The sequence below is a fragment of the Dactylosporangium sp. NPDC000521 genome, assembly GCF_042898305.1.
In the GTDB taxonomy this organism is placed as follows: domain Bacteria; phylum Actinomycetota; class Actinomycetes; order Mycobacteriales; family Micromonosporaceae; genus Dactylosporangium.
This window is the reverse complement of sequence record NZ_JBIAYW010000001.1, coordinates 298713-324721: the sequence shown is the minus strand read 5'-3', so window position 1 is coordinate 324721 and position 26009 is coordinate 298713. Positions and strand designations below refer to the sequence as shown.

Sequence of the window (26009 nt, the reverse complement as noted above, 5' to 3'; positions counted from 1 at the left end):
CCTACCGTGCCGTCGCATGAGTGAGATCTACGAGTACGACGTCGACGGCGACGGTGTGAACGACGTCGTCGAGGTCACCCAATATAGTGACGGCAGCACGCTGGTGGTTGCCGACGTGGACGGCGACGGCTACGGCGACATCGCGGTGTACGACGAGGACGGCGACGGCGTGGCCGACGGGGTCGTGACCCCTGACGACGTCCCGGTTGGCTATGCCGACGAGACCGCTTCCGATTACTCCGACGACACCGCTTCCGGTTACTCCGAGGACACCACGGACACCACGAGCGAGCCGGCGTCGGAGGGATCGTCGGCGTCGGGCAGCGGCCAGACGTACAGCGAGTGGGCCAAGGAGCAGGACTACCAGAAGGCCTATCAGGACAGCGTGTACGGCGACAAGAACAAGTGGTGACGTGCTGACGGCGGTGCGGGGCAACGCGGTGGCCCCGGCCATGGTGAGGACCCGCTCCGCCGCGGCCCCGTACGAGGGGGCGGGCGGAAACGACAGGCCCTGACCTGGAAGCTGACGCCGGCGCCCGCCTCAGCCAGCGAGGGCGCTCGTGCAGTGCGGGCAGCGAACCGCGCTCGCCGGCACGTCCTCCATCCGGCAGTCCGGGCAGGTCTTGGTCGGGGGCGGGTCGCCGAACACCGTCTTGCCGCGCCTGTGCATGTACGCCCGGTACGGCACCACGATCAGGTAGTAGATGACGGCCATGAAGATGACGAAGTAGATCAGGGCGCCGATGAACGCACCCAGGTCGATCCGCTGGCCGTTCACGGTCCAGCCGATGCCCTTGCCCGTCGCGCCGCCGCCTGCCGCCGCGTTGACCAGCGGCGTGATGATGCTGTCGGTGAAGGCCTTGATCAACGTGCTGAAGGCCAGCGCGACCACCAGACCGACGGCGACGACGATCAGGTCGCCCTGCATCATGAAGTTCTTGAAGCCCTTCAACATCCGCACCCCCGCGTGGCCGCTGCTCGGCCTTCTCTACCGAACCGGCGCGAACCTAAACCAGCAAAGGCGGCGACCGCGGCCCGCGTGATCAGCGGTTGGCCTCGGCCCTTCGTCAAGGCCGTCCGCAGTTCATGATCAGAGATGAGGAAGTGCCTCCCGTCTGGGATGAGCTGGCTTGTCGAAGGTCCTGATCACCTGCCACGGAAGATGGCCCGCGCCAACGGCGGCGAGCCCGACGCCGGCGGATGCTGTCGTGGGCGCGGGCTTCACCGACGTCACCGCGACGGCCAGCACGTGGTGCTTCGCCGACGACGAGGACCGCGCCTGGTGGGGCGGCATGCGGGCGGACCGGGTCCGCGCCTCGGCGATGGCGACCCAGGCCAGGGTCGAAGAAGACACTGCGAAGGAGGGACACTGCCGATGTCCGTCCGCTGTGGGGGCAGCGTTCCGGTGTCCGAACGTGTTTGAGAAGTCCTCGAATCTGCGTCTGCGTGTCGGCGTGACCGTCGGCGTCGGTGCCGCGAAGGTGACTGGGTGTCTCAGTAGGCGCGGACCCACTTCTTCCGGCCCACCCGGGACCGCTCCAGGCAGCCCACGGACGACCCACCCGCGGCATCGACTCCGGCCTGCCCCTGACGGCCAGGCACCCCGCGTGCCGGCTCGCCGTGCGCTGGTACACCGAGTTGCAGGACGAAGGATGTTTCGCACGCTGGCTCCTGCAGCCGCCTACATCGGCGACCCGCGCGCGATGCTCGATATTGCCCGGTAACGCGGCGGGGCCGGTCAGTCCGCATCCGGCCAGGCCTCGACGCCGAAGTGCTCGTCGAGCCGCTCGAACCCGCTCGGGACGTCCAGCACCAGGCGGACGTCGCGGTACACGTGCGTGGCCAGCATCCGCCACACCGCGCGGGTCAGCAGCGGGACGCCCTCGCTCGGCGATCCGTCCGGCTGCACGAGGTAGCGCTCGTCCGGGGCCCCGGCCGCGTCGAGCAAGCCGAGCGGCATTGCCACCGCGTCCTCGATGCTGACCAGCGACACGGGCCGCAGGTCCGGGCCGGTGACCGGCGCGGACCTGCTGCGCGGCCAGCCGTCCAGGTACTGCTCGAACGCGATGTCGCCGAGACCGCCGACGTCGGGCAGGCGCGGGAAGTCGTACGCCTCGGCCCAGTCGGTCTCCTCGCCGAGCAGCCGGACGTCGTGTCCGGCGTGCTCGGCGAGCATCCGCCACAGTGCCCTCGTGCGCTGCGGGGACGGGCCGGGCCGGCCGTCGGCGTAGAAGAACCAACGGCTCTGCGGGCCGTCCCCGTGCATGAACCAACCGAGGGGCAGGACGAGCTCATGGTCGTAACAGGCCAGGTCGGCCGAGTCGGGCACCGGGCTCCTCCTTCGCGGTCACGGCCCGTGCGCTACAGCGGCGCCGTCACCGCATGGAACGATCTGACCAGCACCGACGCGATCATCACATGGCGACGAGACCCTGACCCGCTTCAGGACGAGTCCTTCCTCAATGAATGGTGCTACTCGCATCCACGCCAACTCTTCACCATTGTGGTGACCGTGAGCGATCTTCCGATCGGCTACATGTCACCGCTCAGTGGGCGATCTGGGTTCAGTCGCCTCGGCGGCCCGGGTAAACCGTTGCGGGGCGGTTCGAGGTCGCCGGCCTGCGGGTAGCAACGGAAGGATGCCACTGGCTCGGGTCCGTGCGGCTGCGGGCCGGGGCGCCGTTACGGGAGGTCGGTGGTGGCGATGCGGCAGACTGCCCGGCTGGGCCGGCTCGCCGGTATTCCGATCGGGGTGCACTGGTCCGTTTTCGTCATCATGCTGCTGCTGGTGCAGGGGCTGGCGTCGGTGATCCTGCCCGGCGGCGCGCGGGGGTACGCGACGGCCGTGTACTGGGGTGTGGCGGTGGTCGTGGCGGCGCTGTTCCTGGCCGCGCTGCTGGCTCACGAGCTCGGCCACGCACTGGTCGCCCGGCACTACGGAGTCCGGGTACGCGGCATCACCCTGTGGATGCTCGGTGGCATGTCCGAGTTGGACGGCGAGCCTCCGCACGCCCGGGCCGACCTGCTGATCGCGTTGGCCGGGCCGGTGGTGAGCCTGGCCGGTGCCGGGGTGTTCGCCGCCGGCGCGGCGGTCGCCTCCGCATCGGGCGCCGGCCCGCTGGCGGTGACCGGGCTGGCGTGGCTGGCCGTCGTCAACGGCATTCTCGGGGTGTTCAACCTGCTGCCTGGCGCACCGCTGGACGGCGGCCGGGTGCTCGCCGCCGTCCTGTGGTGGGTGTGGCGTGACCGGGCGGCCGCCCGCCGCGCCGCCGGCCGGGTGGGGATGGTGCTGGGCGCGCTGCTGATCACCGCCGGCCTCCTCGAGCTGCTGCTGGCCGCCAATCTCAGCGGATTGTGGCTGATGGTGCTGGGCTGGTTCGTCGCGTCGGCCGCCCGCGCGGAAGCCACCGACGTGATGCTGCGCAAGACGCTGGCCGGGGTTCGGGTCGGCGACGTCATGACGGCACCGGCCGCGTGCGGCTACAGCAGCCAGTCCGTCGCGGACTTCGTCGCCACCGTGGCGCGCCGCCACCCGCACCGCATCTTCCCGGTCCTGGACCTGGACGGACGCCTGGTCGGCCTGGTCAGCCTCACCAGGCTCGCCAAGGTTTCCAGCACCGACCGGGAACGGACACGACTGGCCGACGTCTCGGCACCGGTCGACCGGACCCGCGTGCTGGACCCGGCCGTTCCCCTGATGGACGCCGCCCCGGCGGTGCTGGCCGGCCGGCTGGTCCCGGTCGTGGCCAACGGCCGGTTGACCGGAGTCGTGACTCCCGGCGACGTGGCCCGCGCCAACGAGCTGGCCCAACTGGGCATCACACCGGACCGCGGCGGAGGAGACGCGGCCACGTCGGGAACCTACGCGCCGGCGAATCGCCACGAGTAACAGACGAACGGCACAGGGCACATCGCCTGGCGGCGGCTCACCGCTGCAGCGATCTGCCGCCGATCGCGAGCCGGTCACGAGTAGATTTGGCAGTGGTAGATCCCAGACGCAGCACCGGGGCATGCCCCGGGCCAGCCACCGCCCGGGACGACCCGCTGAGGTGGTCAAGGTGGTCCTGACTGGCGTCCTGGTCCTCGCAGTTCTCGCGTTCGCCTGCGCCGTCGCGTCGCTCCGCGTCGCATCCCGGCTCGCCCGGCAGCGCGAACGACGCATGCGGCATGCTCAATGGCACCAACACAGGCCGATCAGAGCGTACCGAGGCTTGCACGAGAGACCGTCGATGGTCTCCCGGCACGCGGACCACCATTGAACTGCAGCGATGTCAGCCGTCCAGATCGACATCACGGCCCGAGCGAGCGTGTTGCCTTTGCGGCGCACGCGGTGACGGCGGCGATCGCGGCGCGGACGACGTCCGGCCGGGCTTTGAAGCCGAAGACGGTGAGTGCCAGCACCGGGTGTCCCTCGTTGTCGAAGACCGGCGCGGAGATCACGCGCGCCTGCGCCAGGATCTCGTCGGACAGCTCCGGGGGCTCGTAGTCGAGGGAGGCCACCAGGGCGTCGAGCTCCTCGTTGGCCACGGCGCCGGGTTCGGCGGCGAGCCGCTCCAGGGCCGCGGCGAAGCGCCGGTGGCCTTCGCTTCCGAGGCCGATGGAAAACCCGCGCTCCCGGATCCGGGCCAGGGCCTGGATCTCTGCCTCCTGCGAGTCCGGAGCGAACCGGGCCACCCACGCCTCCTGCTCCGGCGCGGGCGCCCACGCCTCGAAGATCGAGGGGCCGTGCGGCCGGAAGGGCAGCCGCTGGCCGACGAGTGTGGTGGGCTGCGCCGAGGGTGCCGCGGAGGGCGGGTCGAGCTGGCCGACCACGACGACGCTGTCGCTGACGGGTGCGGTCACCAGGCAGCGCAGACCCTGGTCGGGCAGCTCCTGCGCGATCGAGCGGATGAGCTCGAAGTGCCGCAGCGGGCGGGTGAGACGCATCTCCGGGTCGTAGGCGGTCAGGGTGAGCGGCGCGAAGCTGCCGTAGCCGCTGCGGAAGAACAGCAGGGGCAGTTCGGTGCTCGCGGTGTCGAGGTGCCGCACCTCGGCGAGTGCGATCTTGTGGTCGCCGGCGTCGTGCACCGCGACGGGGACGCAGTCGATCCAGGCCACCGCGCCGTCGATGATCGGGGCGCCGGACGGGGCCGGGCGCCAGGGGACGCCGTCGAACCGCTGGGCGAGCGGGGCCGTCGCGATCCGGCGGCACACGTCGGTCTGGTGGGCGGCGAGGATGTTGACGCACCAGTTGCTTGCCCGCTGCAGGTGCGGCCAGGTCTCAGAGGTGACGCTGGGGTAGAACCCGACCAGCGGAGGGTTCAGCGACACCGAGGAGAAGGAGCCGACGACCATGCCGATCGGCGGGCCGTCCTCCGGCTGGGCGGTGATCACGCAGACGCCGGTGGGGTACTGCCCGAGGACGTGGCGGAACCAGGCGGGGTCGTCGGCGGAGCCGGCCGTCCGGTGGGCGGTGCCGAGCGACATCGTCGTCCTCTCCATCGGGCTCACGCGTCTCCGGGCCGCAGTTCGCGGTCCTCACGCAGGCCGATCGCGTCCGCCCACAGGGTCGTCAGGTGGTCGATCACGCCCTCGGGGTCCAGGGGCGGGTCGGGCGGGTCGGCGATGAAGGCGTCGTAGCAGTACGCGCTCACCATGAGGCTCAGGGCGCGCGCCGTCTCCTCCGGGTCGAGGCCCGATCGGACGTGCCCGCTCTTCATCCCGCGGGCCAGGGACCGCGCGAAGGAGCGGCGGAAGTCGCCGACCCATTCCCGGCGCAGCTCGGCCAGCCTGGCGTCGCTGTGGCTGGCGGTCTCCCAGAGGCTGAAGAAGTCGCGGTTCTCCCACTGCGTGGTCACGATCGCGCTGATCGCCCGGCGCAGCCCGAGGCGGCCGGTGGCCGCGTCCCAGAAGTCGGCGCCGAGGTTCAGCATGCGCAGGGCGCTCTCGCCGGCGAGCGTCGCCACGATGTCGTCGCGGTCGACGAAGTACTGGTAGACGGTCCCCAGGCTCACTCCGGACTGCTGGGCGATGTCGTTGAGGGAGATGTTCGCGTAGCCGTCGCGGGCGAAGAGTTGCTCGGCGACCTCGAGCAGCTTCTTGCGGGTGCGCATGGCGCGCGGGCCGACCGGTGTCTCCCGCCCGTCCTGGCGCCGTACCGCTCCCCGCAGGTTGGCGGCGATCCGCTCCAGGCGCCTGCTGCGCGCCGCTTCGGGCTCGTCGGGCAGTTCCGGCATACCGCTCCCCTCCTCTTCGCCAGGGCTCTGTGGTGAACGCCGGAGAACCATAACGCCATCACTGTGGCGCACGCCACCCTGAATCTGAATAGATTCAGGAGCGTTCCGGAGTTCCGCGGTACCGCCCAACGAGGCAAGATCCGGGCATATCCACAGAACTGCACGCCACCCAACAGAGCTGAACCGGTTTCCGAAGGTCTCTTGCGCTCGGCGAGTTTCTGAGTAGATTCAGCAATCACTTGCTTGAGACCGTCGTCACACGGGCACGGCCTCCGCCTCCGACTTCTCCGCTCTCGATCGACACCCGCGTATGAGGGGGATCCCCATGGCTCGTCCGGCGCCCATGACTTTCGGTGTGTTCATCGCCCCGTTCCACACGAACGACGACAGTCCGATGCTCAGCCTGCGCCACGACCTGGCGCTCATCGAGCTCGCCGACCGGCTCGGATACGACGAGGCATGGGTCGGCGAGCACCACTCGACCGGCGTCGAGCGCATCGCCGACCCGTTCATGGCGCTGGCCGCGGCGGCCGTGCGCACCTCGCGGATCCGGCTCGGCACGGGCGTGGTCAGCCTCCCGTACCACCACCCGCTGCTGGTCGCCGACCGCGTCGTCATGCTGGACCACCTGAGCTTCGGCCGCGCGATGCTCGGCGTCGGGCCGGGTGCGCTCATCTCCGACGCCGACATGATGGGCATCGCGCCGGTGACCCAGCGGTCCCGGATGAACGAGGCGCTGGACGTGATCATCCGGCTCCTCGACGGCGAGACCGTCACCGCGTCCACCGAATGGTTCGAGCTGCGCGAGGCCCAGCTGGCCTTCCTGCCGCTCAGCCCGAAGGGCGTCCCGATCGCCGTGGCCAGCACGACCTCACCGTCGGGCGTGACCACGGCCGGCAAGCACGGCGTCGGTGTCCTGTCGCTGAGCGCCGGGTTCATCGGCGGGAAGAAGGACATGAAGGCGCAGTGGGAGATCGCCGAGCAGGCGGCCAAGGACGCCGGCACGACGATCAGCCGGGACGAGTGGCGGATGGTCGTGCGGGTCCACCTCGCCGAGGACCGCGAGCAGGCGATCCGCGACGTCGAGAAGGGCCGGGCCGAGGAGCGGGAGCAGTACTTCAAGCCCGTGCTGGGTCTGGAGAACGACTACACCCTCGCCGACGAGATCGCCGACGACAGCTCCATCATCGGCACGCCCGCGGACGCCATCGCGGCGATCGAGCGGATGCTCGATCAGACCGGCGGCTTCGGCGGATTCATGATCATGACGCATGACTGGGCGAGCCGGGAGAAGGCGCTGACCAGCCTCGAACTCTTCGCCCGCTTCGTCATGCCGCACTTCCAGGGCACGCTCACGGCCGCGCAGCGGTCCGCCCGTGTCGTCACCGAGAAGCGACCGTCCTACAAGCCACTGGCCCAGGCCGCGATCTCCAAGGCCTACTCCGACTCCGGCCGCGAACTGCCCGCCGGCGCGAACATCCAAAGCCTGCGCTGACCTGGTCCCGAGCTGGACACCCCCTCCAAGCCGGAGACAGCTCGGATACTCCGAAAGGACCGACATGCACTTCCGCACACCCCGTCATGTCCTCGTCCCGTTAGCCACCCTCGCGCTCGTGGCCGGCCTCGCCGCCTGCCGCGGCGCGGACACCCCGAGCACCACCGCCAGCAGCAGCGGCCCGATCAAGATCATGCAGATCGGGACCTTCGAAAGCCCGAACCTCTCGCTGAAGGACGCCAAGGCCGGCCTCGACGCGCACGTGCAGTCCATCAACGCCGCCGGCGGCATCGACGGCCGGAAGATCGAGGTGGAGTACTGCAACGACGCGTACAACGCCAACACCGGCGCGGCCTGCGCCCGCCAGGCCGTCAGCAGCGGCGTCGTCGCCGTGGTCGGCGCGGCCAGCTCGCAGGCGCCCGCGGAACTGCCCGTGCTCGAGGCCGCGGGTATCCCGTGGCTGGCCGGCGCCGGCTCGGGCGGCCCCACCGAGGGCACGAGCAAGGTGTCGTACCCGATCACCGGCGGCACCCAGTCGATGCAGGTCGGCCTGGGCCGGCTGCTGGCCAACAAGGGCGGCAAGAACATCGCGGTCATCGTCGCCGACGCGGCCGCCGCCTACGCCGCCGCCGACGACATCGCCAACGGGGCGAAGGCCGGCGGCGCCCAGTCGTACCGGATCCTTGCCCCGCTCGGCGCGCCCGACTTCAGCGCCGTCGCCTCCTCGGCGCTGGCCAAGACCCCCGACGCCATCGCCGTCGCCTCCACCGCGACCGACGCGCCGCGGATCATCCGGGCCGTCCGCCAGGCCGGCTTCAAGGGCAACATCGCGACCCTGGCGAACATCTTCAAGCCCGCCGACCAGAAGGCGCTCGGTGACCTCGCCGACAAGGTGTTCATCACCTCGTCCGCGGTACCCGTGACCAACACGTCGATCCCGCAGGTGAAGCAGTTCCTGGACGACATGGCCAAGTACCACCCGGAAGCCGTGACCGACAACGGCTCCCTGGGCACCTGGACCTCGATCACGTTCCTCGTCGAGATCGTGAAACGACTGGGCGGCAACGTCTCGGCCGCCGCGATCACCGGCCTGCTGGACAAGCTCGACAAGCCCATCGTGCTGGGCACCGTGCCCGACTACGCCGGCATCCCCGACCCGCCGATCGTCCAGACCTACCCGCGGGTGCCCACCTTCAAGGTGTACGTGTCCGAGGCCGTGAGCGGAACGCTCAAGCAGGACGGCGACGCGATCGACCCGCTGGGCACCAAGTAGATGAACGCATCGGCGGCAGTGGCGGCCGAGGACTCCCCCGTCCTCGAGCTGCGCGGACTGAGCGCGGGGTACGACGACCTGGCTGTGGTGCGCGACGTCGACCTCACGGTGATGCGCGGCGAGATCGTCGCGCTCCTCGGGGCCAACGGGACGGGCAAGTCGACGACGATCCTCACCGCGGCCGGCGAACTGCCGCCGATCGGGGGCGAGGTGCGGTGGCGCGGGACGGTCACGACCGCCCCGCTCCACGTCCGGGCCCGCATGGGCATGAGCTTCGTGCCCGAGGAGCGCTCGGTGCTGATGAGCATGTCCGTGCGCGACAACCTGCTCCTCGGGCCGGGCCGCATCGAACGGGCCCTGGAGCTCTTCCCCGAGCTCCAACCGCTCCTCACGACCCGCGCCGGGCTGCTGTCCGGCGGCGAGCAGCAGATGCTGTCGCTGGCCCGGGCCCTCGCCGCGAACCCGGTCGCGCTGCTGCTCGACGAGCTGTCCCTCGGCCTCGCACCGCTCGTGGTCGACCGCCTGTTCGCCGCGCTGCGGCAGGCGGCCGACCGGGACGGGGTGGCCGTGCTGCTGGTCGAGCAGCAGGCCCGCCGGGCCATGGCGGTCGCCGACCGCTGGTATCTGCTGCGGCGCGGTGCCGTCGCGGCGACCGGGAACGCCGCCGACGGCATCACGGCCGTGGAGTCCCTCTACCTCGGCGACGCCACCGCGACGGGAACGGATTAACGCTTCCCCACGGATGAATCCGGGGGATTTCTGACTCAGGCCGCATGCAACCCGCTCCCGGAGGAGGTGATCGCATGTCTTACGCCATCAACACCAGCACGGTCACGCTCTACCGTGGCGAGGATGACCCTCGCAGCATTCTCGTCACGCCCGGCGGTGTGACCGCAGGTCGTGCAGACGAAGGTTCGCGCACCCAGTCCGAGTCTTTGCGTGGCTCTTGCGAAGCACCCGGAGCAGGTCATGGTCGTGTAGGCGGGCGGTACCAGCACCACCTTCCGACCCGCCCGCGTGCCACGTTCGATCAATTCCCGTTTCGCCGCGCCGATAGCGGCGTCGGCGGCCTTGCGCGCCATCGTGGACTTCGCCAGGAACGCGGGCTTGAAGTCCTCCACAGCGATGATCTGATGGTTGTCGACCACGCTCTTGGCCCAGATGCGGGTAGTGTGCCGGTTCTGCCGGGCGGCCCTCTTGTGCAGTTTCGCGGCTTGCCGCTTCGCCCGCAGGTAACCCTTGCTGCCGGCGTGGCCGTTCGGTGGCCGGCGGCGGGCCATCTTACGTTGCGCTTTCGCCAGTTCGGCGGCGCACCGCTTGCGGAACCCGTGATACGGCAGGTCGTAGGCGGGGTCCGTGGTCGCCGCGGTGGTGGCGACACCCCAGTCGATGCCGATCGACCCGGTCACCTCAGGTGCATCCGCGCGTTCACGGCGCACGACGAACGACGCGTACCAGTGCCCGAGGCAGTCCTGGTACACGCGGACACTCGACGGTTTCGACGGCAGGTCACGGGACCACACCACCGGGATGATGATGCCGCCCGCAAGCCTCAGACGCCCGCCGTGGAGCGTGAACCCGCGCACCGTGTAGTCCAGCGTCGGCAACGTCCTGGAGCGCTTCTTCAGCCTGGGCCGACCCCTGCCCTTGATCGTGAAGGAGTGCATCAGGGCGAGGCCGTAGGTTCGCAGCACCTGTTGCTGGACGACCTGCGATCCATCGCGAAGCCAAGCGTTCCTGGCCCGAGCCTCGGTGAGGAGTCTGCACAGTTTCGCGAACGTGGGCTTACCGCCGCTACGTTGCTGGTGAACGGCCTCGTTCCACAACCAGCGGCAGCGGCCCCACTCGGCCATCAGCGCGGCAACCGCCGTCGCACCCGGACGCAGACGATAGTTGTACCGCACCACCTCCTCCACACGAAACAGCATATGACAACAAGTTATACCGCGCCAGGACGGACGAGGTCAGGTCGAACAACACCGTCGCCCACCGACGCCACGTCCACGTCGTGCGGCGTCCGAAGCATCGACGTCCGGTCAATCACCAGCCCGGTCGACCAGCGCCTCAAGCAGATCACAGGCCGTAAGTCACGGCTGCTGCGGCAGCAATTCCCGCACCTCAAGTCGTGGCTGCCGACGCTGTGGACCAACTCGTACTTCGTCGCCACGACTGACGGCGCAACCTTGGAGGTCGTCAAACACTATGTCGAGAACCAGCGCAATGCCTAGAACACTCCCTTACTTCCCCACGGCTGAAGCCGGGGGCTACTCGGGAGCCTTCAGGTGATCGTGGAAATCGTCCAGTTCCTCCTGCTCGGCCTGGGCATCGGCGCCATTTACAGCCTGCTCGGCCAGGGGCTGGTGCTGATCTACCGGGGCTCCGGGATCGTGAACTTCGCGCAGGGCTCGTTCGTGATGGTCGGCGGCTACGCGTACTACGAGTTCCGGGTGGCGGCCGGGTGGCCGGCGTTCCCGTCCGTTGTCGCCGCGACCGCGGTCGGCGTCGTGCTCGGCGTCGCCGTGCAGCTGCTGATCCTCCGGCCGATGCGCACCTCGTCACCGATCGAGCGGGTGATCGCGACCCTGGGCGTGCTGCTCACCCTCCAGGCCGCCGCCGTGCTGCGGTACGGGGTGGGCCCGATCAGCGTGCCGTCCTTCCTGCCCACCACCGCCGTCGAGCCGCTGCCCGGCGCGACGCTCGGCGTCGACCGGCTCATCATCCTGCTGATCGGGGGTGCGCTGACGGCGGCGCTGTACGCCGTCTTCCGCTGGACGTCGTTCGGGCGGGTGGCCAGCGCCATGGCCGAGAACCAGCGGGCCGTCGCGAGCCTGGGCCATTCACCGGACCGGATCGCGACCGCCAACTGGGCACTCGCGGCCGGTATCGCGGCGCTGGCCGGTGCCCTGATCGGCCCGATCACCTACCTGCAGCCGACGCAGCTCACCCTGCTGATCGTGCCGGCCCTCGCGGCCGCGCTGCTGGCCCGGTTCGTGTCGTTCCCGATCGCCTTCGCCGGTGCGCTGGCGATCGGTGTCGTGCAGTCCCTGACGACCCGCTATGTCACGGTGACGGGCTGGGGCGACAGCGTGCCCTTCATCGTGATCGTGGCCTATCTGGTGCTGCGGGGAAGCTCGCTGCCGCTGCGCAGTCACGTGCTGGAGCGCCTGCCCAGCGTCGGCGACGGACGCGTCCGGGTCGTGCCGGCGGTCCTCGTCGTCGGCGTGTTCGCCTTCCTCATCGCCTTCGTGGTCTCGCCGGTGTGGGCGCAGGCGCTGACGGTCACGATGGCGTTCGCGATCCTCACCCTGTCGGTCACCGTCGTCACCGGGTACGCCGGGCAGCTGTCGCTGGCCCAGTACGTGCTCGCCGGGTCGGGGGCGTTCGCCGCGGCGACGTTCGTCTCCCGCGCGGGCTGGGGCTTCCTGCCGGCGCTGATCGGCGCGATGGTGGCCGCGGCGCTCGTCGGCGTGCTGGTCGCGCTGCCGGCGCTGCGGACCCGGGGCATCAACCTCGCCATCGCGACGCTCGGCATGGGCATCGTGCTGTTCAGCCTGGTGCTCAGCGACTTCAAGTTCGCCGGCGGCGACACCGGCATCCCGATCGGTGAGCCGTCGATCTTCGGCTGGGACTTCGGGGCGATCAAGCACCCCTACAACTACGGGCTCGTGGCGCTCGCGGCGCTGACCCTCAGCGCCCTGGCCGTGGCCAACCTGCGCCGCGGCCGGGTCGGCCGGCGCCTGCTCGCGGTCCGGTCCAACGAACGTGCGGCGGCCGCCCTCGGCGTCAATGTGTTCGTCGGCAAGCTGTACGCCTTCGCGCTCGCGTCGGCGCTCGCCGCGCTCGCCGGTGTCCTGCTGGCCTTCCAGGGCGCCACCGTCCTGCCGGCCCAGTTCGACGTGCTCACCTCGATCACGGTCATCGGCGTCGCGGTCGTCGGCGGCATCGGCACCATCGGCGGTGCGCTGCTGGCGTCCACGCTGCTGCCCGGCGGCGTCGGCACGCAGGTCCTGCACGGCGTCGACAACCTGGAGCGCTACCTGCCGCTGGTCAGCGGGCTGTTCCTGCTCTATGTCCTGCGCAGCGGCCGCAACGGCCTGTACGAGATGAACGCCCACCTCGTGCGCCGGATCGGCCGGCTCCTGCGGGTGCCTTCCTTCCCGTCCCGAACCCGGGCCACGCCGGAGCAGCCCGTCACGCCGGCGCACGACCGCCGTCCGCCGCGGTCGCTGCACGTGTCCGGCCTGCGGGTGCAGTTCGGCGGCGTCGTGGCCGTCGACGACGTGTCGCTGGACCTCGTCCCTGGCGAGGTGCACGGCCTGATCGGACCGAACGGGGCCGGCAAGACGACGGTCATCGACGCGCTCACCGGGTTCGTGCGCCCCACCCGCGGCACGATCAGACTCGACGACAGTTCGATCGCGCCGTGGAGCGCGCGGCGCCGGGCCCGGGCCGGGCTGGCCCGGTCCTTCCAGTCCCTGGAGCTCTTCGCCGACCTGTCCGTCCGCGAGAACCTCGCGGTCGCGTGTGATGACGACGGCGCCCGCCGCTACGTCAGCGACCTCGTCGTGCCGGGCCGCATCCAGCTGACGCCGCCCGCGCTCGCCGCCATCCGGGAGTTCCGGCTCGAGGACGACCTCGACCGCAAGCCCGGCGAGCTAGCGTTCGGCAAGCGGCGGCTCGTCGCGATCGCCCGGGCGGTGGCGTCCGACCCGCGCGTGCTGCTCCTGGACGAGCCGGCGGCGGGGCTCAGCGACGAGGAGGCCCGGGAGCTCGGCGCGCTCATCCGTACCCTCGCCCGGGACTGGGACATGAGCATCCTGCTCGTCGAGCACAACGTCGACCTGGTGCTCAGCACGTGTGACCGGGTCACCGTGCTCGAGGCCGGCGCCGTGCTCGCCCGGGGAACGCCCCAGGACGTCGCCCGGGATCCCCGGGTCATCTCCGCCTACCTCGGTCGCGAAGCGGACGAGTCCGACGACGGGGCCCGCGTGTGAACGCCGGCCCGGTCAACGAAGCAGTGCAAGGCCCGCAGGAGGAGCCGATGACCACGCCAGCGACGCACGAGTCCGTGGCCGCCGAAGCGCACGCGTTCTTCGCGGCCCGGGCGCCGCGGCGCGAGCGGCGCGGCATGCTGCACGGCGTCGGGGACGACGACGTGGTCGGCGTCGGGCTCACCCAGCCGGACGACGAGGCGGCCGAGGTCGCCCGGGCCCAGCAGTGGCAGCGGGAACTGTTCGACGCGAAGCTCGCCTGGCTCGACGGTCCCACCCGGCTCGGCGGGCGCGGGCTCTCCCACGACTACGTCGAGCTGGTCGCCGGCATCGCCGCGGAGTACCAGGTGCCCTCCACGTCGACCTACATGGTGAGCCACGGGATCGTGGCGCCGACGATCCTGGCGCACGGCACCGAGGAGCAGCAGCAGGCCTTCCTGCCGGGGATCTGGCGCGGCGACCTGATCTGCTGCCAGCTGTTCTCCGAGCCGGAGGCCGGCTCCGACCTCGCCAGCCTGCGCACCACCGCAGTCCGCGACGGCGACGACTGGATCGTCACCGGCCAGAAGGTGTGGTCGTCCTTCGCGCACGTCGCGCAGCTCGGGGAGCTGCTGGTGCGCACCGGACCGCCGGAGAGCCGGCACCGCGGACTGAGCGTGTTCCTCATCGACATGGACTCGCCCGGGATCGATGTCCGCCCGCTGCGCCAGGTGACCGGTTCCGAGCACTTCAACGAGGTCTTCCTCGACGGTGTGCGGGTGCCCGACTCGCGGCGGCTCGGACCGGTGAACGGCGGCTGGAACATCGCGATGACCACGGTCGGCAGTGAGCGCTCCGTGCTTGGCCGGGCCCACAACGGCATCATGATCGAGCCGGTGATCCGCCTGTTCGCCCTGGCCCGCTCCACCGGTGCCATCGACGATCCGGCGATCCAGGATCTGCTGGCCGAGTGCTGGGCCCGCGAGCAGGTGCTGCACGAGACCGCCACGCGGCTGCGCGATGCCGGCGGGCCCGCCCCGGGCTCCGTGGTCAAGCTCATGACGACCTCCGACATGGAGTACTACTCCGACGTCGCCGCCCGCCTCCTGGGGTACCGGATGGTCGCCGACACCGGCGCCTGGGGCACCTACTCATGGTCGCAGCTGCTGCTCAGCGCGCCGTCCCACCGCATCGCCGGTGGCAGCGACGAGATCCAACGCAACATCCTCGCCGAGCGTGTGCTCGGTCTTCCGCGCGAGGAGCGCCCGGTCCCCGAGAAGAGTGCTTGAGCATGGACGACATCGAGCAGTTGCGGCAGGTGGTCCGCGCCCACCTCGAGCGGGACCCCGGAGCGGCCCTGCGCGGCGGCTCCCTCGACCCCGATGCGGCCCGGCGGCTCGACCGCGACCGCTGGCGGCGGCAGGCGAGCGAGCTGGGCTTGCCGGGGGTCCGGATTCCCGAGGAGTTCGGCGGCGCGGGCATGGGCCTGGCGGAAGAGGTCGCCGTCCACACCGAGCTGGGCCGGGCCCTCGACGACGGCCCGTTCCTGACCACCTCGCTGGTGGCCGCGGCGCTGGTGGCACTGGCCGACGACGACGCCAACCGCGACCGGCTCGCCCGGATCGCCGCCGGTGACCTCGTCGCCGTGCCGGTGCTGCCCATCGAGGAGACGTTCCCGCTGGAGTACCCGCACGCCAAGGCCGCGGCCGGCGGCGACTTCGAGATCCGCGGCGAACTGCCCTGCGTGGTCGACGCGACCGCGGCCGACGCCCTGCTCGTGCTCGCCGAGTATCAGGGGTTCCACGCGTTCTTCTGGGTCGAGGCGAACGACCCCGGCGTCGAGGTCGTCCCGTTGAAGACGCTCGACCTGACCCGGCGCATGGGCGCGGTCCGCCTGACCGGCGCCCGGGCCGAACTGCTCGCAGAGCAGGACCGCGCCCGCGCCGGGGTGGCCGCCATCCGCCAGGGCGCGATCCTCGGCATGTCGGCCGAGTGCGTCGGCGCCGCCGAGCGTGCGCTGGAGATGACGGTCGACTACGTCAAGGTGCGCACCCAGTTCGGCCGGCCGATCGGTTCGTTCCAGGCGGTCAAGCACAAGTGCGCCGACCTGCTGGTCTCGCTGGAGCGGGCGCGCTCCGCCCTGTCGGTCGCCGTGCGCTCGGTGCAGCACAACGACGCGATCGGCCGGCGGCCGGAGTCGCTGGCCGGGCTGGCCGTCGCGCGGATGTACTGCGGGCGGATCGGCGCCGAGATCACCCGGGAGGCGATCCACCTGCACGGCGGCATCGGGTTCACATGGGAGCACCCGGCCCACCTGTACTACCGGCGCGCGGTGTCGAACCGGCAGCTGCTCGACTCCACGGGTCAGCAGCCCCGGCTGCTGACGGCGTCCGTGCTGGCGGCCCACGGCGAGGACACCCAGCTGGCCTCGTTCTACGCCGGGACGGCCGGCCGATGATCCTGCGGGTCGAGGAGGGCGGCGTCGCGCTGGTGGAGCTCGACGACCTCACGTCGCTGAGCGCGCACATCGCCGGGGACGCCACGGTCGGCGCCTGGGGCCGCCGCGAGGACGGCCACGTCTGGGTGAGCACGCGGACCTTGCTGGAACTGGCCGGTGCGCGGGCGAGCGATCAGCGGTGGCGCGGCGAGTTCGACGGCATGATCGATTACGCCCGGCGACACGGATGGGTGGACGGCGACGAGGTCCGTATGCACGTCGCCGGCGGATGAGGAGGTACCCCCGTGCAGCTTTCCGGTTTGGCGCCCGGTGACTGGGTCACCGTGCAGGCTCGCTTCACCCCGCAGGCCGCGTTTCTGGTGGCCGCGGACGGGCGGACCCGCACGTACGCCGAGGGCGAGCAGCGGATCACCCGGCTCGCCCGGGCGCTGCGGCGGATCGGGATCGGCCGCGGCGACCGAGTGGCGCTGCTCGCCGTGGACTCCCCCGAGTACGTCGAGGTGCTGCTGGCCTGCATGAAGCTGGGCGCGACCTACGTGGCGCTCAACTTCCGGCTGTCGCCGGCGGAGATCCGCACGGTGCTGGCCGCCAGCGGCGCACAGGTCATCTTCCACAGCGCCCGGTACCAGGAGATCGTCGACGAGTGCCGGCTCCGGTACGCCGTCCAGTTCGAGTCGGGTTACGAGGAGTTCCTGGCCGGCGGTCCGGACGGTGGCGAGCTCCCGGCCGTCAGCGACGACGACGACATCCTGAGCATCTCGTTCACCAGCGGGACGACCGGCACCCCGAAGGGCGTGCTGCAGTCGCAGCGCATGATCAAGGCGATCACGCAGTCGGGGGTGCTCGAGCTCGGCCTCCGGCCGGGCGACCTGATCTACTCCGGTGCCCCGCTCTTCCACGCCGCCGGGTTCGGGCACCTGCTCTACGGCGTCGCCCGCGGCGGAGCCTCCGTGATCATGCCGCAGTGGGACGCCGACCTGGCGCTGTCGTGGCTCGGGTCGGGGCGCGTGCGGCACGCGACGCTCGTCCCGAGCATGATCATCCAGCTGCTGGAACATCCGAAGCTCGCGGAGGCGGACTTCTCCGGACTGCGCTCCATCATGTACGGCGGCGCGCCGATGCCGACCTCGGTCGTGCGGCGCATGGCCGACGTCTTCGGCTGCGACCTGCACAACGGGTTCGGCGCCGGAACCGAGGCGGGCGGCCAGCTGGTCCTGCGGCCCGAGGACCACCGGCGGGCCCTCGCCGGCGACGAGTGGCTGCTCGGCACGATCGGCCGGCCGGCGTTCGGCTGCGACGTCCGGCTCCTGGACCCCGACGGCGCCGAGGTGCCGGACGGGGAGGTCGGGCTCATCGCCAGCCGGGGCGACACGGTGATGAGCGGCTACCTGGACCGGCCCGACCTCACCGCCCGCGCCGTCCGCGACGGGTGGTTCGTCGCCGGCGACCTGGCCTGGAAGGACCAGGAGGGCTTCCTGCACCTGGCCGGCAGGGCCGACGAAATGATCATCCGGGGCGGCGAGAACGTCTATCCCGTCGAGATCGAGGACGTGGTCGGCGGGCACGCGGCCGTGGCCGAGATCGCGGTCGTCGGCGAGCCGGACCCGCACTGGGGCCAGGTGGTGACCGCGGTCGTGGCACTGCGCGACGGCCACGGCGCACTGTCGGCGGCCGAGGTGAAGGAGCACTGCCGCGGCCGGCTGGCCAGCTACAAGGTGCCGCAGCGCATCGTCGTCGTCACGACCTTCCCGCGCAACCCCGCCGGCAAGATCGACAAACTCCGGCTGCGTGAACTCCTGGCGGAGGGCCGGATCGCATGACTTCACCAGTTCACTACCTTGAGGAGCCGTCCTGATGCTCACCGGAGACCAGTACCTGGAATCTCTCCGCGACGGCCGCCGCATCTTCGTCAACGGCCACTCGGTGCCCGACGTGACCGCCGAACCGCTGCTGCGAGGGCCCGCCCAGGCTGCGGCGCTCGGCTACGACAAGCACTACCGGCCCGGCGACGACGTCCACGGCCCGTACTTCTTCATCCCCACCTCCGTCGAGGAGCTGCGCGAGACCCAGCAGCGGCAGCTGCACTGGGACTTCCCGACCATCTCCACCGCCAACGGCCTGCTCATGGTGCTCACCGCGGCCAGCCGGATGCGCGCGCAGCAGCCCCAGTACGCCGAGCGGGCCCTCGCCTACTTCGAGGAGAGCAAGCGCCGCGACATCCGGATCGTGCAGGCGATCACCGACTCGAAGGGCAACCGCGCACTGCCCCCGGGCAAGCAGGACGACCCGGACCTCTACGTCCGCATCGTCGACCGGGGACCCGACGGCGTCGTCATCCGCGGCGCGAAGCTGCACATCTCCTCGGCGGCGGTCGCGCACGACCTCATGGTCATGCCCACCAAGCGGATGAAGCCGGGCGAGGAGGACTGGAGCGTGGCCGCCGCGGTGCCGGTCAACTCCCCCGGGGTGCGGGTCATCAACGCCTCGTTCGCGCCGCGGCCCGACCTGGACCCGGACTTCTACCCCTACAGCTCCCGGCACGTGATGACCGAGGGACTCATCGTCTTCGACGACGTCTTCGTCCCCAACGAACGCCTCTTCCTGGCCGGAGAGCTGGAGCACTCCGCGACCTTCGTCCACTCCCTGGGCCTGTGGGAGCGCCTCGGCAGCGTCGGCAGCTACGTACGCCTCGCCGACACCCTCGTCGGGCTCGCGCACCTCGTCGCCGAGGCCAACGGCCTGCTGAAGGTCGGGCACATCAAGGACAAGATCGCCGAGATGATCATCTACGCGACGCTCATCCGGGCCGGGTTCGAGGCCGCGATGACCCACGCCACCTTCACCCCGGAAGGCTGGGCCTCGCCCGACGAGCTGTTCACCAACGCCGCGAAGTACCACGCGGCCGCGCAGTTCAGCACGATGGTCCGCCACCTGCACGACATCGCCGGCGGCTCGGTGCTGACGGCGCCGTCCCTGCGCGACCTGAGCAACCCGGAGACCGAAGCCGACCTGCGCAAGTACATGCGCACCATGGACGGTGTCGACGCCGGCTACCGGATGCGCCTGTTCCACACGATCCGCGACTTCACCGCCGACGCCTACGGCGGCTGGAAGCACGTGACCGTGATCCAGGCCGGCGGTGGGCTCTACGCCCAGAAGGTGGTCGTCACGGCCCACTTCGACATGGAGACGGCGAAGGCGCTCGCCCGCGAGACCGCCGGCATCACCGAATCCGGCGAGGTGCTCAGCGGGCTCCACCGGTTCGGCCCGCACGGGTACGACCCGGACGCGGCCGCGTACCCCGCGGAAGCAAGCACATGAGGTACGAGGAGTCCACGTTCGCCTGGACCGACACGTCCGCCGCCCAGCGGCCCGAAGAGCTCACCCGGCTGCTGCTCACGACCGGCGACGGCGTCGCCACGGTGACCTTGAACCGGCCCGAACGGCTCAACGCGATCGACCGCACGACGAACCACGAGCTCAGTGCCGTGCTCCGCTGGTGCGACACCACCGACGAGGTCGGCGCGGTCGTGCTGACCGGCGCCGGGCGGGCCTTCTGCGCCGGCTCGGAGATGACCGGGGACGGCTTCGGCGGGGCCGCGCCGCAGGGCCAGGGCACCGAGTGGATCGCGCCGCACCAGGTGCGCAAGCCGGTGATCGCCGCGATCCAGGGCGCGGCGGTGGGCGCCGGGCTCACCCTGGCGATGCAGTGCGACGTGCGGTTCGTCGCCGACGACGCCGTGCTCGCGCTTCCCTTCGTACGGCTCGGCGTGACCGCGGAGTGGATGGGCCACTGGAACCTCGTCCGCCACGTGGGCCTCGGGCGGGCGCAGGAGCTGCTGCTCACCGGCCGCCGCTTCACCGGCACCGAGGCGGTCGCGTGGGGGCTTGCCGTCTCGGCGCTGCCGGCCGATCACGTCCTGCCGCGCGCGCAGGCCCTCGCGCGCGACATCGTCGAGCACGCCGCGCCGGTCGCGGTCGCGGCGACGAAGCGCCTGCTCTGGGAGGCCGTGGACGCCGACCCGTTCGAGCACGGCCGCAAGGAGCGGCTGGTGATGGAGGCGCTCCTCGACCGCCCCGACGCCCGCGAGGGGGTCGAGGCGTTCCTGCGCAAACGCCGCCCGGTCTGGACCGGCCGCCCGTCAACCGATCTTCCACCATGGCCCATCGAACACGGGGAGGACTCCGCGTGACCACCATCGACCAAGAGTTCATCGGGGTTCCGTCGCCGGCGCTCGGCCGGGCGGGCGCCGGTGGCCACCCGTGCCAGGGCATCTACTACACCCCGTCCGGCCGGGCGCCGCGCACCGCCTTCATCGCCGCGCACTACAACGTCGACTTCTCCGAGCACTACATGGCGACCCGCATGGCGGAGCGCGGCTACGGCTTCCTCGGCTGGAACACCCGGTTCCGTGGGGCCGAGCACCTCTTCACCCTCGACCACGCCCTCGCCGAGATCGGCGTCGGCGTGCAACTGCTGCGCGACCGCGGCGTCGAGAAGGTCGTCCTGCTCGGCAACTCCGGCGGCGGCTCCCTGATGGCGGCGTACCACTCCCAGTCACGCGAGCCGAACATCCGCCCGCCGTACGGGCGGACCAAGGTGTTCGAGCCGGCCCTGCACCTGCCGCCCGGCGACCTGATGGTGTTCCTGGCCGCGCACCCCGGCCGGCCGGAGTGGATCACACGGACCATGGACCCGTCGGTGGTCGACGAGAACGACCCGAACGCGGTCGATCCCGACCTCGACATGTACGACCCGCGCCACGGCGGTTCCTTCACCCCGGCGTTCCTTGACCGCTACCGGGCCGCGCAGATCGAACGCAACCACCGGCTGACCGCGTGGTGCAAGGAGCAGCTCGACGCCGCGCGGGACAAGCCGGCCCGCGACCGGATCTTCACGATGGGCCGCACGTGGGCCGACCCCCGGTACGTCGACCCGAGCATCGACCCGTCGAACCGCCCGACGCCGCTGTGCTACTTCGGCGACCCCAGGCGGGCCAACTACGGTGTCCTCGGCGTCGGCGTGGTGAGCACGATGCGCACCTGGCTCAACATGTTCAGCCTGCAGGAGTCCGACTGCGTCGCCGCACCGCACCTGGCCCGCCTCGACCTGCCCACCCTCGTCGTGCAGCCGGACGCCGACAGCGGCGTCTTCCCCTCCGACGCGCAGGGCCTCTACGAGGGGGCGGCGACGGCGGACAAGGAGTTCGTGACGCTGCCCGGGGACCACTACTTCATGGAGCCGGCGGACGCCCGCGACGCGGTCGCCGACACGCTCGCGGACTGGCTCAAGGGGCGGGCACAACCCTGACCGTCAGCCGCCGTCCTCCTCGTCGCGCAGTGACAGCACGATCGTCGAACGCGCGGCGAGGATGTGCGCGCGCATGACCGCCTCGGCCCACACGCCGTCGCGGACCCGCAGCGCCTGGACGAGCTCGGCGTGCTGCCGCACGCTGGTGCGCATGCGCTCCGCGTCGTAGCGCTGGAAGGTGCGGAAGATCAGCGGCGTGTCCATGACGCCGCGGACCATGCTGTCGAGCTGCGTGTGCCGGGAGGCCCGCAGAATCGCGCGGTGGAAGTCGCCGTTGAGCACGGTGAGCTCGTCGGCGGCGGCCGCACCCTTGCGGCTCAGCGTGGTCATCCGGGCCGCGATCTGCCCGATGGCGTCGAGCTCCTCGTCGGTGATGCGCTCCGCGGCCAGGCGGGCACCGTAGCTCTCGAGCATCGCGCGGAGCTCGTAGTTGTCCTCGAGCTCCTGCTCGGACCAGGCGACCACCCGCGCGCCCCGGTTCGGCGTGAACTCGACGAGACCCTCCGCGTCCAGCCGGCGCAGCGCTTCGCGGACGGGTGTGCGCGACACCCCGGCCCGCAGCGCGAGCTCCTCCTCGCGCAGCCGCTGCCCGCGGGCGAACTCGCCGGACAGGATGCCGGCGCGGACGGCCTCGTACGCCGTTTCGGCCGCCTTGGCCATCGGCACTCCCCGGTCACTCGTCGGCATGGATCCGGCCGAGTCTAATGGCCGCGGGGCGCGCCGAATCGGGCAAGCCAAGCATCGCATCCCGGGTCGCGTCAGATGGCGGAGAGGCCGCCGTCGACGACGAGGGTCGTGCCGGTGACGTAGGACGACGCCGGGCTCGCCAGGAACAGCAGCGCCCCGTCGATCTCGGACTGCTCGCCGAAGCGGCCCAGCAGGCTGTGCTCGGCGACCATGGCGCGGAGCTTGTCCTCACCCGTCGCCGTCATCTCGGTCGCGACGTAGCCGGGGCACAGGGCGTTGACCCTGATGCCTTTGCGGCCGGACCACTGCTGCGCGAGGTCGCGGGTCAGCCCGATCAAGCCCGCCTTGCTCGCGGCGTACGAGGCACCCGGGAACCGTGAGGCCACGACGCCGTGGACGCTCGCCACGTTGACGATGGAGGAGCCCGCCTGCATCACCCGGGCGCAGGCCTGCGCCATCCAGAACGCGCCGTTGAGGTTCACGTCGATGATCTGGCGGAAGGAGTCGGGGGTCTCCTTCGAGGCCGGCACGGAGACGGCAAGGCCGGCGTTGTTGACCAGCACGTCGACGCGCCCGAACTCCGCCATGGCCGCGTCCACCAGGGCCTGGCACTGCTCGGGCACCGCGATGTCCGCCGCTTGGACGAGCACGGTCGCGCCCTGCGCCCGCAGCTCGTCCGCGGCCTCCTGCAGCCGGTCCAGGCGCCGGGCGCCGAGCACGAGGAGACCGCCGACGGCCGCGACCGCCCGGGCGAAACCCAGCCCGAGCCCGGAGCTGGCGCCGGTGATGACGACGACCCGCCCGTCGAGCCGGAACGCGTCGAGAGGCCCGCTCATCGTCCTGTTCCTTTCTGGTACTGCACGGTGGCGAGCGCGAGGTCGGCGTACCGGCGGGCCATGGTGGCCGCGTCGACCGGACCGCCCGGCCGGAACCAGCCGGCGACGCCCTGGCACATCGACAGGATCGCCCGGCCGCACTCGTCCGGGTGCGGGGTGTGGAAGACACCCTGCTGCACTCCCCCGCGGATCGTGTCCCGCAGTTCGCTCTCGAGTTCGTCGCGCCGGGCGACGTAGTGCGCCCGGTTCTCCGGGGTGAGGCTGCGCCGTTCGGAGTCGAGGAACGCCAGGTCGCGATGGTGGGCGGTGTAGAGGACGATGGCCTCGACCAGCGCACTGAGCCGGGCCGTGCAGTCGGCGCCGGCCTCGTCGAGGGCGGCCCGGGCGTGGGTGAGCACGATCCGCATCGCGTGGTCGAGCAGTTCCCGGAGCATGGCCTGCTTGTTCTCGAAGTGGTAGTAGAGCGCCGGCACGGTGACGCCCGCCCGGTTGGCTATCTTGCGCACCGACGTGCCGTCGTAGCCGTGCTCGACGATCTCGTCCAGGGCCAGCGCCAGCAGCGGGTGCAGCTCGAGTGGGGGGTACTCCCGCCAGCTGGACGCGTCGTCGCTCACTGTCATCCCCGTCTCTGTCCGGCTCGCCAAATACGTCACGAGTGATTGCTTTCCCAGGCCCTCGAAGGCTAGCTTAGCGATCGCTAACTAAGTAGACCAGATACGGAGGTCGTGGCATGGATGTCCGGGGCAAGCAGGCGCTGGTGACCGGAGGCGCGTCCGGGCTCGGCCTGGCGACGGTCGAGACCCTCGCGGCCGCGGGGGCCCGGGTGGTGGCCCTCGACCTGCCGAACGCCGACCGCAGCCGGCTCGACGCGCTGGGCGACGCGGTCCGGTTCGCCGGCGCCGACGTGACCGACGAAGCGGCGGTGCAATCGGCGGTCGCGCTCGCCAACGACGACGGCGGCCTCGCCGTCCTGGTCAACTGCGCGGGCATCGGCAACGCGTTCCGGACCGTCGGCAAGCACGGCCCGTTCCCGCTCGCCGACTTCGAGCGGGTCATCCGGGTGAACCTGGTCGGGACGTTCAACGTGCTGCGCCTGGCCGCCGCGGCGATGGCGGAGAACGAGGTGACCGGCGAGGAGCGCGGGGTCATCGTCAACACCGCGTCGGTGGCCGCGTTCGACGGCCAGGTCGGGCAGGCCGCCTACTCGGCGTCCAAGGGCGCCATCGTCGGCATGACCCTGCCGATCGCCCGCGACCTGGCGACCCTGAAGATCCGCGTCGTCACCATCGCCCCGGGCACCTTCGAGACCCCGCTGCTGGGCCAGCTGTCGCAGGAGGTCCGCGACTCGCTGGGCGCCCAGGTGCCGCATCCGAGCCGGCTCGGCCGCCCTGCGGAGTACGCGCAGCTGGTCGCGGCGATCGTCGCCAACCCGATGCTCAACGGCGAGACCATCCGCCTCGACGGCGCCATCCGCATGGCCCCGCGCTGAGCCCCGCTCACCGACAGGCTCACCGACAGGCTCACCGACGGGCTCACCGACTGCGTCACCGACGGAAGGAAGAGATCATGCGTCAAGCGGTCATCGTCGACATCGTCCGCACCGCCTCGGGCAAGGGCAAGCCGGGCGGCGCACTGTCCGGCGTGCACCCGGTCGACCTCTACGCCACCGTGCTCCGCGCCCTCGCCGAACGCAACGACCTGGACCCCGGGCGGGTCGAGGACGTCATCACCGGCTGCGTCGGCCAGGCCGGCCAGCAGGCGATGAACATCGGCCGCAACGCGGTGCTCGCCGCGGGCTGGCCCGAGTCGGTGCCGGCCACGACCATCGACCGGCAGTGCGGGTCCAGCCAGCAGGCGATGCACTTCGCCGCGCAGGGCGTGATGGCGGGCGCCTACGACATCGCCGTCGCCGGCGGTGTGGAGTCGATGAGCCGGGTGCCCATGGGCGTCAGCACGCTGGGTCAGGACCCGCAGGGGCCCGGGGTCGCCCGGCGCTACCCGGACGGGCTCGTCGGCCAGGGCGTCTCGGCCGAGCTCATCGCCCAGAAGTGGGGGCTCTCGCGGGAACGGCTCGACGAGTACTCCGCCCGGTCGCACCGCCTCGCGGCCGAGACCGCGAACGCCGGCGGGTTCGACCACGAGATCGTGCCGGTACGGGTCGGCGACGACGGCGACGGCCGGTTCGCGGCGGACGAGACGATCCGCCCAGCGACGAGCCCCGAGGGCCTGGCCGCGCTCCGGCCGTCCTTCGACGCCCCCGACATGCGCGAACGGTTCCCGGACCTCGACTGGCGGATCACGGCGGGCAACTCCTCACCGCTGACCGACGGCGCCGCCGCGGCCCTCGTCATGGGCGAGGACGTGGCCGCGAAACTCGGCCTCCGCGCACGGGCCCGCTTCCACGCGTTCGCGGTCGCCGGCGACGACCCGCTGCTGATGCTCACCGCACCGATCCCCGCCACGCGGCAGGTGCTGGCACGGGCCGGCCTGGGCATCGACGCGATCGACGCCTACGAGGTCAACGAGGCCTTCGCACCGGTACCGCTGGCCTGGCTGGCCGAGCTCGGCGGCGACCTCGAACGGCTCAACTGCCGGGGCGGCGCCATCGCACTGGGCCATCCGCTCGGCGCCTCCGGCATCCGGCTCATGGCCACGATGCTCAACCACCTCGAGGCCACCGGCGGCCGCTACGGGCTGCAGACCATGTGCGAGGGCGGCGGCCTGGCCAACGCCACCGTCATCGAACGCCTCTGATCGGGACGAC

The 26009-nt window shown here is 71.3% G+C and carries 23 protein-coding genes and 1 pseudogene; 16 read left to right on the top strand and 8 right to left on the bottom strand.

What is annotated here, in order from left to right; genetic code table 11:
• The first annotated feature begins 16 nt into the window (after positions 1 to 16).
• Positions 17 to 412 (top strand): hypothetical protein, encoded by a 396-nt coding sequence (locus ACFY3L_RS01490; RefSeq protein ID WP_389317353.1) that lies wholly within the window; start codon positions 17 to 19, stop codon positions 410 to 412.
• 129 nt (positions 413 to 541) lie between these two features.
• On the opposite strand, the gene ACFY3L_RS01485 is transcribed toward ACFY3L_RS01490, so the two are convergent.
• Complete coding sequence (locus ACFY3L_RS01485) at positions 542 to 955, bottom strand: MscL family protein (protein ID WP_389317350.1); 414 nt, start codon at positions 953 to 955, stop codon at positions 542 to 544.
• A 783-nt stretch (positions 956 to 1738) separates the two neighbouring features.
• Complete coding sequence (locus ACFY3L_RS01480; protein WP_389317348.1) at positions 1739 to 2329, bottom strand: hypothetical protein; 591 nt, start codon at positions 2327 to 2329, stop codon at positions 1739 to 1741.
• Positions 2330 to 2704: 375 nt separating this feature from the next.
• Between ACFY3L_RS01480 and ACFY3L_RS01475 the strand changes: the two genes are divergently transcribed.
• Complete coding sequence (locus ACFY3L_RS01475; protein ID WP_389317345.1) at positions 2705 to 3889, top strand: site-2 protease family protein; 1185 nt, start codon at positions 2705 to 2707, stop codon at positions 3887 to 3889.
• Positions 3890 to 4290: 401 nt separating this feature from the next.
• Here ACFY3L_RS01475 and ACFY3L_RS01470 read toward each other — a convergent pair whose 3' ends face one another.
• Both ACFY3L_RS01470 and ACFY3L_RS01465 read right to left on the bottom strand, forming a co-directional pair.
• On the bottom strand, positions 4291 to 5481 hold the full coding sequence (locus ACFY3L_RS01470; RefSeq protein ID WP_389317343.1) for a flavin reductase: 1191 nt from the start codon (positions 5479 to 5481) through the stop codon (positions 4291 to 4293).
• A gap of 5 nt (positions 5482 to 5486) precedes the next feature.
• Positions 5487 to 6215, bottom strand: coding sequence for a TetR/AcrR family transcriptional regulator (locus ACFY3L_RS01465; protein ID WP_389317340.1), 729 nt, complete (start codon positions 6213 to 6215; stop codon positions 5487 to 5489).
• A gap of 343 nt (positions 6216 to 6558) precedes the next feature.
• On the opposite strand from ACFY3L_RS01465, the gene ACFY3L_RS01460 reads away from it, so the two are divergent.
• The 3 genes from ACFY3L_RS01460 (at position 6559) to ACFY3L_RS01450 (ending at position 9712) form a co-directional block, all read left to right on the top strand.
• A complete protein-coding gene (locus ACFY3L_RS01460) occupies positions 6559 to 7710 on the top strand; it encodes an LLM class flavin-dependent oxidoreductase (protein ID WP_389317337.1) in 1152 nt (383 codons plus the stop codon).
• 64 nt (positions 7711 to 7774) lie between these two features.
• Entirely contained in the window at positions 7775 to 8983 is a 1209-nt protein-coding gene (locus ACFY3L_RS01455) for an ABC transporter substrate-binding protein (protein ID WP_389317334.1), read from the top strand.
• Positions 8984 to 9712, top strand: a complete 729-nt coding sequence (locus tag ACFY3L_RS01450; RefSeq protein WP_389317331.1) for an ABC transporter ATP-binding protein — start codon at positions 8984 to 8986, stop codon at positions 9710 to 9712.
• Between the two features lie 35 nt (positions 9713 to 9747).
• Here ACFY3L_RS01450 and ACFY3L_RS01445 read toward each other — a convergent pair whose 3' ends face one another.
• On the bottom strand, positions 9748 to 10899 hold the full coding sequence (locus ACFY3L_RS01445; protein ID WP_389317328.1) for an RNA-guided endonuclease InsQ/TnpB family protein: 1152 nt from the start codon (positions 10897 to 10899) through the stop codon (positions 9748 to 9750).
• A gap of 147 nt (positions 10900 to 11046) precedes the next feature.
• Between ACFY3L_RS01445 and ACFY3L_RS01440 the strand changes: the two are divergent.
• The 9 genes and pseudogenes from ACFY3L_RS01440 to ACFY3L_RS01400 form a co-directional block, all read left to right on the top strand.
• Positions 11047 to 11211: pseudogene (locus ACFY3L_RS01440) on the top strand (transposase); the annotation flags it as partial.
• Positions 11212 to 11265: 54 nt separating this feature from the next.
• Positions 11266 to 13977, top strand: a complete 2712-nt coding sequence (locus ACFY3L_RS01435) for an ATP-binding cassette domain-containing protein (protein WP_389317326.1) — start codon at positions 11266 to 11268, stop codon at positions 13975 to 13977.
• Between the two features lie 47 nt (positions 13978 to 14024).
• Complete coding sequence (locus ACFY3L_RS01430) at positions 14025 to 15242, top strand: acyl-CoA dehydrogenase family protein (RefSeq protein WP_389317323.1); 1218 nt, start codon at positions 14025 to 14027, stop codon at positions 15240 to 15242.
• Between the two features lie 2 nt (positions 15243 to 15244).
• Positions 15245 to 16411 (top strand): acyl-CoA dehydrogenase family protein, encoded by a 1167-nt coding sequence (locus ACFY3L_RS01425; protein ID WP_389319123.1) that lies wholly within the window; start codon positions 15245 to 15247, stop codon positions 16409 to 16411.
• Positions 16408 to 16683, top strand: coding sequence for a hypothetical protein (locus ACFY3L_RS01420; protein ID WP_389317320.1), 276 nt, complete (start codon positions 16408 to 16410; stop codon positions 16681 to 16683). The genes ACFY3L_RS01425 and ACFY3L_RS01420 overlap by 4 nt, the downstream gene beginning before the upstream one ends.
• Positions 16684 to 16695: 12 nt before the next feature.
• Complete coding sequence (locus tag ACFY3L_RS01415) at positions 16696 to 18231, top strand: class I adenylate-forming enzyme family protein (RefSeq protein ID WP_389317317.1); 1536 nt, start codon at positions 16696 to 16698, stop codon at positions 18229 to 18231.
• 34 nt (positions 18232 to 18265) lie between these two features.
• A complete protein-coding gene (locus ACFY3L_RS01410) occupies positions 18266 to 19732 on the top strand; it encodes a 4-hydroxyphenylacetate 3-hydroxylase N-terminal domain-containing protein (RefSeq protein ID WP_389317314.1) in 1467 nt (488 codons plus the stop codon).
• A complete protein-coding gene (locus ACFY3L_RS01405) occupies positions 19729 to 20604 on the top strand; it encodes an enoyl-CoA hydratase/isomerase family protein (protein ID WP_389317311.1) in 876 nt (291 codons plus the stop codon). The genes ACFY3L_RS01410 and ACFY3L_RS01405 overlap by 4 nt, the downstream gene beginning before the upstream one ends.
• The gene (locus tag ACFY3L_RS01400; RefSeq protein WP_389317308.1) at positions 20601 to 21722 is read left to right on the top strand and encodes a hypothetical protein; all 1122 of its coding nucleotides are present in this window, start codon (positions 20601 to 20603) and stop codon (positions 21720 to 21722) included. The genes ACFY3L_RS01405 and ACFY3L_RS01400 overlap by 4 nt, the downstream gene beginning before the upstream one ends.
• A 3-nt stretch (positions 21723 to 21725) precedes the next feature.
• Here ACFY3L_RS01400 and ACFY3L_RS01395 read toward each other — a convergent pair whose 3' ends face one another.
• The 3 genes from ACFY3L_RS01395 to ACFY3L_RS01385 all read right to left on the bottom strand — a co-directional run bounded on the left by ACFY3L_RS01395 (position 21726) and on the right by ACFY3L_RS01385 (position 23865).
• On the bottom strand, positions 21726 to 22382 hold the full coding sequence (locus ACFY3L_RS01395) for a GntR family transcriptional regulator (RefSeq protein WP_389317305.1): 657 nt from the start codon (positions 22380 to 22382) through the stop codon (positions 21726 to 21728).
• 98 nt (positions 22383 to 22480) lie between these two features.
• On the bottom strand, positions 22481 to 23245 hold the full coding sequence (locus ACFY3L_RS01390; protein ID WP_389317302.1) for an SDR family NAD(P)-dependent oxidoreductase: 765 nt from the start codon (positions 23243 to 23245) through the stop codon (positions 22481 to 22483).
• The gene (locus tag ACFY3L_RS01385; RefSeq protein ID WP_389317299.1) at positions 23242 to 23865 is read right to left on the bottom strand and encodes a TetR/AcrR family transcriptional regulator; all 624 of its coding nucleotides are present in this window, start codon (positions 23863 to 23865) and stop codon (positions 23242 to 23244) included. The genes ACFY3L_RS01390 and ACFY3L_RS01385 overlap by 4 nt, the downstream gene beginning before the upstream one ends.
• A 110-nt stretch (positions 23866 to 23975) precedes the next feature.
• Here ACFY3L_RS01385 and ACFY3L_RS01380 point away from each other — a divergent pair, with 110 nt between their 5' ends.
• Both ACFY3L_RS01380 and ACFY3L_RS01375 read left to right on the top strand, forming a co-directional pair.
• Positions 23976 to 24734 (top strand): 3-hydroxyacyl-CoA dehydrogenase, encoded by a 759-nt coding sequence (locus ACFY3L_RS01380; protein ID WP_389317296.1) that lies wholly within the window; start codon positions 23976 to 23978, stop codon positions 24732 to 24734.
• A 77-nt stretch (positions 24735 to 24811) separates the two neighbouring features.
• Positions 24812 to 25999 carry a thiolase family protein gene (locus ACFY3L_RS01375; protein WP_389317293.1) on the top strand — a complete coding sequence of 396 codons (1188 nt, stop codon included), beginning with the start codon at positions 24812 to 24814 and terminating at the stop codon, positions 25997 to 25999.
• The last annotated feature ends 10 nt before the right edge of the window (positions 26000 to 26009 follow it).